Source organism: Streptomyces adustus, from assembly GCF_009377175.1.
Lineage (GTDB): Bacteria > Actinomycetota > Actinomycetes > Streptomycetales > Streptomycetaceae > Streptomyces > Streptomyces adustus.
Genome location: NZ_VJZD01000339.1, coordinates 1 through 8,255, shown reverse-complemented (window position 1 = coordinate 8,255; position 8,255 = coordinate 1). Strand labels below are relative to the sequence as shown.

Sequence of the window (8,255 nt, the reverse complement as noted above, 5' to 3'; positions counted from 1 at the left end):
GGGTCGGGGAGTTGGTGCGGGTCGCGTTCCCCCGTCCTTCGGCCGTGTGACGCGCTCGTCGGCCGTGTGACCCCGGCCGGGCGATGTGTCAGTGGGCCGAGCCGGACAGCTGGAGGCCGATCACACCGGCGATCACGAGCATGATCGAGACGATCTTCAGGGTGGAGACCAGGTCGCCCAGGAAGACCATGCCGTAGATCGCGGTGCCCGCCGCGCCGATGCCCGTCCAGACCGCGTAGGCCGGGCCCACGTCGAGCTTCTTCAACGACAGGGTGAGCAGACCGAAGCTGCCCAGTGCGAAGCAGCTGAAGGCGACGGTGGGCCAGAGTCTGGTGAAGCCGTGCGACAGCTTCAGACACACCGCGAAGCCGGTTTCGAGCAGGCCCGCCACGACTACCAGCAGCCACGCCATGTGCTGTCCTCCCGGGTGTCAGCGCCAGTCTGCGCTTCGCGGCCGCTTGGTGGGGCTCGTCGGGCTTGGATCCGACTCGGTGCGATTATGCACTTACCGGACCCGGGCCCGAACAAACAACGCGAAGGTCAGAGCCCCTGCCGTGACGGTGGATCAGCTTCCCCCGAGCCTGTGACGGTGGATCAGTCGCCCTCCGTGCGCTCACGCGTCGCCAGCAGTCGGCGCAGCGAGTACAGCCGCGCCGGGTCCGCGTGCCCGTCGCCCACCCACGCGTCCAGCGCGCAGTCCGGCTCGTCGTGACTGCACGCGCGCGGGCAGCCCTCCGTGCCCGGTTCCAGGTCGGGGAAGGCGTGGATCACGCGGGACGGATCCACATGGTGCAGGCCGAACGACCGAACGCCCGGGGTGTCGACCACCCAGCCGTCGTCGCTGTCCGCCAGCGGCAGCGCCAGCGCCGAGGTCGTGGTGTGCCGGCCGCGGCCGGTCACCGCGTTCACATGTCCGGTCGTACGCCGCCGCTCCAGCGGCACCAGCGCGTTCACCAGCGTCGTCTTGCCGACGCCGGAGTGCCCGACGAACGCGGTGATCTTCCCGTCGAGCTGCTCGCGGACCCGGGCGACGGCGGTGCCGTTCTCCAGTTCCTCGCGACTGGTGACGACGTACGGGATGTCGAGGTCGCCGTACAGCTCCAGGAGCTTGGCCGGCGGGGCCAGGTCGGACTTGGTGAGCACGAGCAGCGGGGTCAGCCCGCCGTCGAAGGCCGCCACCAGGCAGCGGTCGATCAGCCGCGGGCGGGGCTCGGGGTCGGCCAGGGCCGTGACGATGGCCAGCTGGTCGGCGTTGGCGACGACCACGCGCTCGTACGGGTCGTCGTCGTCCGCGGTGCGGCGCAGCACCGAGGTCCGCCCCTCGATGCGCACGATGCGCGCGAGCGTGTCCTTCTTGCCGGAGAGATCGCCGACCAGGGCCACCCGGTCGCCGACCACGGCGGCCTTGCGGCCCAGTTCACGGGCCTTCATGGCGATCACGACCCGGTCCTCGACCAGGACGGTCAGCCGACCCCGGTCGACGGTGAGGACCATGCCCTCGGCGGCGTCCTCGTGCTTGGGGCGGATGTGTGTACGGGGCCGGTTGCCCTTGCGGTTCGGCCGGGAGCGGATGTCGTCCTCGTCGGTGTGCTTGCCGTAGCGACGCATGACCTGATCGCCCCTATGCCCCGAGCATCCCGGTCCACAGCTCCGGGAAGTCCGGGAGGGTCTTCGCCGTCGTCGCCACGTTCTCGATCTGCACGCCCTCCACCGCCAGCCCGAGGATCGCGCCCGCCGTCGCCATCCGATGGTCCTCGTAGGTGTGGAAGATCCCGCCGTGCAGGGGGCGGGGCCGGATGCGCAGTCCGTCGGCGGTCTCGGTGACGTCGCCGCCGAGCTCGTTGATCTCCTTGGTGAGCGCGGCCAGCCGGTCCGTCTCGTGCAGCCGCAGATGGGCCACGCCCCGCAGGTACGACGGGGAGTCTGCGAGAGCGGCGACGGCCGCGATGCCCGGCGTCAGCTCGCCGACCTCGCCCAGGTCCACGTCGATACCGTGGACCGCGCCCGAGCCGGTGAACACCAGCCCGTACTCGGTCAGCTCGCAGCTGCCGCCCATCTCGGTGAAGATCTCGCGCAGCCGGTCGCCGGGCTGGGTGGTGCGGGACGGCCAGTCCGGGACGACGACCCGCCCGCCGGTGACCAGCGCCGCCGCCAGGAACGGCTGCGCGTTGGACAGGTCCGGCTCGACGGTCAGGTCGCGGCCGAGCAGCGCGCCGGGGGTGACCCGCCAGACGTTCGGCTCGCCGCCCGACTCCGGGGTGTCGACCTGGGCGCCGACCGCGCGCAGCATGTCCACGGTCATCCGGATGTGCGGCATGGACGGCAGCGTGCTGCCGGTGTGACGGACCTCCACGCCCTGGTTGAAGCGCGGTCCGGACAGCAGCAGGGCGCTGACGAACTGGGACGAGGAGGAGGCGTCGACGGCGACCGGGCCGCCGTCCAGCGCACCGCCGCCGTGCACGGTCAGCGGCAGCGCGCCCCGGCCGTCGTCGTCGATCCGGGCGCCGAGGGCGCGCAGGGCGTCGATCACGCCGTGCAGCGGACGCTCGTACGACCGTGGGTCGCCGTCGAAGCGGACGGGGCCGTCGGCGAGCGCGGCGACCGGCGGCAGGAAGCGCATGACCGTGCCCGCGTTGCCGACGTCGACCGTGGCCGGGCCGTGCAGCCCGGCGGGGATCACCCGCCACGCCTCGCCCGTGTCGCCCGCGACGGTGGAGCTGGACGACACCGTCTCCTCGATGCCGACGCCCATCGCGCGCAGCGCCCCGGCCATCAGCAGGGTGTCGCGGGAGCGCAGCGGGCGGCGCAGCCAGCCCGGCTCGGAGGCGAGGGCGGCGAGCACCAGGGCCCGGTTGGTGACCGACTTCGACCCGGGCACGTGGACCGTCGCGTCGACGGCTCCGGTCGCGTGCGGGGCGGGCCAGAGGGCAGTGTCTGCGGGGTTCACGGTCATGCGCCCACTTTAGTGGCTGTCGGTGACGGGAGATCTTGATCAAAAGAGGCGAAAGCGGAGCGAAAGCGCGGCATGGACAGTGCCGCGCATATATGCGCAGGCGAGGCATGGCCACGGCATGACCGGAGGGCCCCCGCACCCGGGCCCCGGCTCGACCCGAACGCGCCCCGCGCTCGGGCCACGGCATGCCCCGTGCACGCCCCGTACCCGGCGCTCACAGCCCCAGCAGCCACCTGCCCCCGCCGAGCAGCGAGCACAGGGACACCGCGTGGAACAGGAACAGCCACAGCCCCGCCGGTACGTGCGTCAGCCGCGACAACTGGTCCGCGTCCGAGTCACCCGCGCCCCCGCGCGATCGCTTGGCCTGGAGCTCGAAGGCCGGACGCACCCCGCCGAACAGCAGGAACCACACCACCGCGTACGCGAACGCCGCCTGCACCTGCGGCCCGGCCAGCCAGGACACCAGCAGGAAGGTGCCGCCGGTGAGCACCACGGTCAGCACCCCGTAGGCGTTGCGGATCATCACCAGCATGGCGACCAGCAGCGCGGTGGCCAGCCAGAGCAGCAGTGTGATGTGCCCGGCGCCGAGCAGCGCCGCGCCGCCCAGGCCGAGCAGCGGGGGAGCGGTGTAACCGGCGGCCGCGGTGAGGATCATGCCCAGGCCGTACGGCTTGCCCCGGCTCAGGGTCAGACCGCTGGTGTCGGAGTGCAGCCGGATGCCGGTGAGGGTGCGGCCGCTCACCAGCGCCACCAGACCGTGGCCGCCCTCGTGCGCGATGGTGATCGCGTTGCGCGAGATGCGCCACAGCGGGTGGGGCACGACTATCGCGAGGCCCGCGGCCAGGGTGGCGAGCACCACCCACAGATCAGGGTCCGGCTGGGTGCCGAAGACCTCGTCCCACAGGGAGCTGAGCGATGCCAGCGAGGTGGATGCGGTGCTGTCCATTGTCGGCGGTGGCTCCCTTTCGCGACGCGGAATCTGGCAGTGTTGCACGTATGTGCGGACGGTATGCAGCCAGTCGTGGGCCCGAGGATCTCGCAGCAACCTTTGAGGTCGAGAAGTGGGATCCGGAAGAGACGCTGGCGCCCGACTACAACGTGGCCCCGACCAAGGAGGTCTACGTCGTCCTCGACCGCCCTGTGAAGGACGCGGACAGCCCGAGGCCGGTTCGCCAGCTGCGCAGACTCAAGTGGGGACTCGTCCCGTCCTGGGCCAAGACGCCCGAGGGCGCCGCCCGGATGATCAACGCCCGCGCCGAGACCGTGCACGAGAAGCCCTCCTACCGCCGCGCCTTCGCCGCCCGGCGCTGTGTCGTCCCCGCCGACGGCTACTACGAGTGGGTCACCGGCACCCAGGAGCGGGACCTGGAGGTCGAGGGGAAGAAGAAGCGGCCGCGCAAGCAGCCGTACTTCGTGACGCCGGCGGACGGCTCGGTCTTCGCGATGGCGGGACTGTACGAGTTCTGGCGGGACCGGACGCTGCCGGACGAGCACCCGCTGGCCTGGTGGGTGACCTGCTCGGTCATCACGACCGAGGCGGAGACCGCGCCGCTCGCGGCCGCCCCCGCCGAGGGCCCGCGCGCGCTGGCCGACATCCACCCCCGTATGCCCCTGATGCTCACCCCCGACCGCTGGGACGACTGGCTCGACCCGTCCCGCACGGACCCCGACGAACTGCGTGACCTGCTCGCGCCGCCGCCGACCGGACTGATGCGCGCCTACCCCGTCTCCACCGCGGTCAGCAACGTCCGCAACAACGGCGCGGAGCTGCTGAAGGAGCTGGAGGGGCCCGAGGAGGGCACACTCTTCTGACGTGACGAGGATCAGTGACGTGAGCGGGACCGTCGTGAGCGAGACCATGATCAGTGACCTGAGCGAGACCGTCGAGACCGAGGCCGGCACCGCCCGGGTCACCTGGCACCGGGCCGCCGACGCGCGCCTCGTCCTCGCCGTGAGCCACGGCGCGGGCGGCGGGATCGACGCCCGGGATCTGAAAGCGCTCGCCGCGGTGCTGCCCGCGCACGGGGTGAGCGTGGCGCTGGTCGAGCAGCCCTGGCGGGTGGCCGGGAAGAAGGTGGCGCCCGCCCCGAGGACGCTGGACGTGGGCTGGCGCGGGATCTGGCCCGCGGTGGCGGAGCCGGGGCTGCCGGTGATCTCGGGCGGTCGCAGCGCGGGTGCCCGGGTGGCCTGCCGTACGGCCCTGGAACTGGGCGCCGCCGCCGTCCTCGCGCTCAGCTTCCCGCTGCACCCGCCGGGCCGGCCGGAGAAGTCCCGGGCGGCCGAACTGCTCGGGGCCGGGGTGCCCACCCTCGTCGTCCAGGGCGGGAACGACCCCTTCGGCAAGCCCGGCGAATTCCCCGAAGGGCGGTACCGGCTGGTCGAGGTTCCGTCGGGCGATCACGGCTTCGCCGTGCCCAAGCGCGCGGAGATCACGCAGGAGCAGGCCGTGGAGGTGATCACGGACGCGGTCGTGACGTGGGTGGGCTCACTCGGGTGACGGACGGGAATGTTGTGCGGCCTTCCACGGTTGAGGCGGACATAAGTGCTGGTGCACCAGCGCCGACGTCGAAGGAGAGGAAGTCCGCCGCATGGGTTCGACCATCTGCCCGCTCGTCACACGCGACCACACCGTGGACGGGCTGCACCCGGCGGATTCCGATCCGGGCCGCGGCAGCCGCGCCGACCTCGACTGGACGGTGCTGCACGCGGCCAAGATCGCTCCTATTCGAGCGGCGGCGGGCACGTCTCGTCGTCTATCCTCCGATTCGAGTGGGATCGGCATCGATCCCGCCCGGGAACTTGAGGAGGTGGGTCCGGTCACTGGGACCGACGCAGGGACCGACAACGGCCAGGCGGAGCAGCCCGAGGGCCAGGGCATGAGTGCGGAGTCCGCCACGGAGCGCACGGCGCGCTTCGAGCGCGACGCGCTCGAATTCCTCGACCAGATGTATTCGGCCGCCCTGCGCATGACGCGCAATCCGGCCGACGCCGAGGACCTGGTGCAGGAGACGTATGCCAAGGCGTACGCGTCCTTCCACCAGTTCCGTGAGGGCACCAACCTCAAGGCGTGGCTGTACCGCATCCTCACCAATACGTTCATCAACTCGTACCGCAAGAAGCAGCGCGAACCCCAGCGCAGCGCGGCCGAGGAGATCGAGGACTGGCAGCTCGCGCGCGCCGAGTCGCACATGTCGACCGGTCTGCGCTCCGCCGAGTCGCAGGCGCTCGACCACCTGCCCGACTCGGACGTCAAGGAAGCGTTGCAGGCGATCCCCGAGGAGTTCCGCATTGCCGTCTATCTCGCGGATGTAGAGGGCTTTGCGTACAAGGAGATCGCGGACATCATGGGGACACCCATCGGTACGGTGATGTCCCGGCTGCACCGGGGCCGCCGTCAACTGCGCGGCATGCTCGAGGACTACGCCCGTGAACGCGGACTGGTCCCGGCCGGCGCCGGCGAGTCGAACGAAGCGAAAGGTTCGGGCTCATGAGCTGCGGAGAGCCGCACGAGACGGACTGCAGTGAGGTACTCGACCATCTGTACGAGTTCCTCGACAGCGAGATGCCCGAACTCGACCGCGACAAGTTCCAGCACCACTTCGAGGAATGCTCGCCGTGCCTGGAGAAGTACGGTCTGGAGCAGGCCGTGAAGAAGCTGGTCAAGCGGTGCTGCGGGCATGACGACGTGCCCAGCGACCTGCGGGCCAAGGTCATGGGGCGACTGGACCTGATCCGGTCCGGGCAGGCCGTGCCCGACCACGACGTGACCGCCACCCCGGTCACCCCGCAGGAGTCCTGAACCACCGCGAGCCCCGCCGGTGATCCGGCCTGCTTTCACCCGAACGTGCTAATGGGTGCACTTTCGCCCGCAGACCCGCCCCCGGCCGCCCTAGGCTCCGGAGCCTGGACAGGCATGGTCACGGCCCAAAACGGTCGTGGCCGGGGGAGGGGCGGGCGTCATGGAGTCGGCGGTACCGGCGCGGGCACGTGCGTACGTCGTCTGTACCGCCCTCGGCGCCGGGCTCTGTCTTCAGCCGCTGCCGCCCGCACCCGCCGCCCGATGGGCCGTCGTCCTGCTCTCCGCGCTGTACGCGGGCGGCGAGCGGCTCGCCCGTCGGCGCCTCGCCGGAACGTTCCACCCCCTGCTGCTCGCCGGGGCCTTCCTGCTGCCCCCGTCGGCCGCGGCCCTCGTCGCGCTGCCGGGGGCACTGCTGTCCCCGGCCGACCGGCCCGTGCTGCTGCGGCGCGTCTGGCGGGCCGCCCAGCTGACGCTCGGGGTGTGGGCCGCGGCCCGGGTGCACCGGGCGTTCGGCGGGCGCGAGGCGGTGGCGGCGGCCGACTTCCCCCGGGTGCTGGTGCCGGCCGGCGCGGCCGTCCTGGTCTTCTGCCTGGTCCTTGGCGCGCTCGACGGCGGGATCCTGGTGCTGGCCGAGCGCGTCTCGGTCCGCCGGGCCTGGCGCGGACCGTTCCCGCGCTCGCTGGCACCGGCCGCCGTGCACGGGCTGGCCGGACTGATGATGGCGGTGCTGTGGCGCAGCCCCTACGGTCCGGTCGCCGCGTTGCTCGTGCTGCTGCCGATGTGCGTGTCGGGGTGGGTGTTCGCCCAGTACCACCGGGAACGGGCCGCCCATCAGGCGACCATCCGGGCGCTCGTGCAGGCCGTCGACATCAAGGACGCGTACACCCGCGGCCACAGCGAGCGGGTCGGGCAGGCGTCGATGATGATCGCCCGCGAGCTGGGCATGGAGGACGAGCGGGCCGAGGTGCTGCGCTTCGCCGGGATCCTGCACGACGTGGGCAAGCTGGGGGTGCCCACCAGGCTGCTGCGCAAGGACGGGCCGCTCACGCCCGAGGAGCGGCGGGTGATCGAGCTGCACCCCGAGTACGGGCACGAGATGGTGCGCGGCATCGGCTTCCTGGGGGAGGCCCGGTCGGCGATCCTGCACCACCACGAGCGGCTGGACGGGAGCGGATATCCGTACGGGCTGGTCGGCAGCCAGATCCCGGAGTTCGCCCGGGTCGTGGCGGTCGCCGACGCGTTCGACGCCATGACGTCCACCCGGTCCTACAGCAGGGCCCGGCCGGTGCCGGCGGCACTGGAGGAGCTGCGGCGCTGCGCGGGGACCCAGTTCGACCCGGCGATGGTCGGGGCACTGGCGCGCGCACTGGAACGCCGGGGCTGGCACCCGACCGTGACAGCCGACGAGACACCCGCTCCCGCGACCCACTCGCCCGCCCCTGGGCTCCAACCGCCCGTCCCCGGGGCCGGGCCCCTTCCCTCCGCGTCCGGTACGCATTCGCC

The 8,255-nt window shown here is 72.1% G+C and carries 9 protein-coding genes; 5 read left to right on the top strand and 4 right to left on the bottom strand.

Annotated features, from left to right (window positions below):
* Positions 1-88 precede the first annotated feature (88 nt).
* The 4 genes from FNH09_RS42470 to FNH09_RS42455 all read right to left on the bottom strand — a co-directional run bounded on the left by FNH09_RS42470 (position 89) and on the right by FNH09_RS42455 (position 3,899).
* Complete coding sequence (locus tag FNH09_RS42470) at positions 89-412, bottom strand: DMT family transporter (RefSeq protein WP_152895205.1); 324 nt, start codon at positions 410-412, stop codon at positions 89-91.
* 182 nt (positions 413-594) lie between these two features.
* A complete protein-coding gene (rsgA, locus tag FNH09_RS42465; RefSeq protein WP_152895204.1) occupies positions 595-1,608 on the bottom strand; it encodes a ribosome small subunit-dependent GTPase A in 1,014 nt (337 codons plus the stop codon).
* Positions 1,609-1,621: 13 nt separating this feature from the next.
* Positions 1,622-2,953, bottom strand: coding sequence for a 3-phosphoshikimate 1-carboxyvinyltransferase (aroA, locus tag FNH09_RS42460; protein ID WP_152895203.1), 1,332 nt, complete (start codon positions 2,951-2,953; stop codon positions 1,622-1,624).
* 214 nt (positions 2,954-3,167) lie between these two features.
* Positions 3,168-3,899: a M50 family metallopeptidase gene (locus FNH09_RS42455; protein WP_152895202.1), complete on the bottom strand. Its 732-nt coding sequence runs from the start codon at positions 3,897-3,899 to the stop codon at positions 3,168-3,170.
* Positions 3,900-3,949: 50 nt separating this feature from the next.
* Between FNH09_RS42455 and FNH09_RS42450 the strand changes: the two genes are divergently transcribed.
* The 5 genes from FNH09_RS42450 to FNH09_RS42430 form a co-directional block, all read left to right on the top strand.
* Positions 3,950-4,765 carry an SOS response-associated peptidase gene (locus FNH09_RS42450; protein WP_152895201.1) on the top strand — a complete coding sequence of 272 codons (816 nt, stop codon included), beginning with the start codon at positions 3,950-3,952 and terminating at the stop codon, positions 4,763-4,765.
* Positions 4,766-4,811: 46 nt separating this feature from the next.
* Positions 4,812-5,450, top strand: coding sequence for an alpha/beta hydrolase family protein (locus FNH09_RS42445; protein ID WP_152895207.1), 639 nt, complete (start codon positions 4,812-4,814; stop codon positions 5,448-5,450).
* Positions 5,451-5,760: 310 nt separating this feature from the next.
* Positions 5,761-6,444, top strand: a complete 684-nt coding sequence (gene sigR / locus FNH09_RS42440; RefSeq protein ID WP_162469929.1) for an RNA polymerase sigma factor SigR — start codon at positions 5,761-5,763, stop codon at positions 6,442-6,444.
* Positions 6,441-6,752, top strand: coding sequence for a mycothiol system anti-sigma-R factor (rsrA, locus tag FNH09_RS42435; protein ID WP_152895200.1), 312 nt, complete (start codon positions 6,441-6,443; stop codon positions 6,750-6,752). The genes sigR and rsrA overlap by 4 nt, the downstream gene beginning before the upstream one ends.
* A gap of 160 nt (positions 6,753-6,912) precedes the next feature.
* Positions 6,913-8,255 (top strand): HD-GYP domain-containing protein (locus FNH09_RS42430; RefSeq protein WP_152895199.1); only part of this gene is annotated, 1,343 nt, incomplete at its 3' end.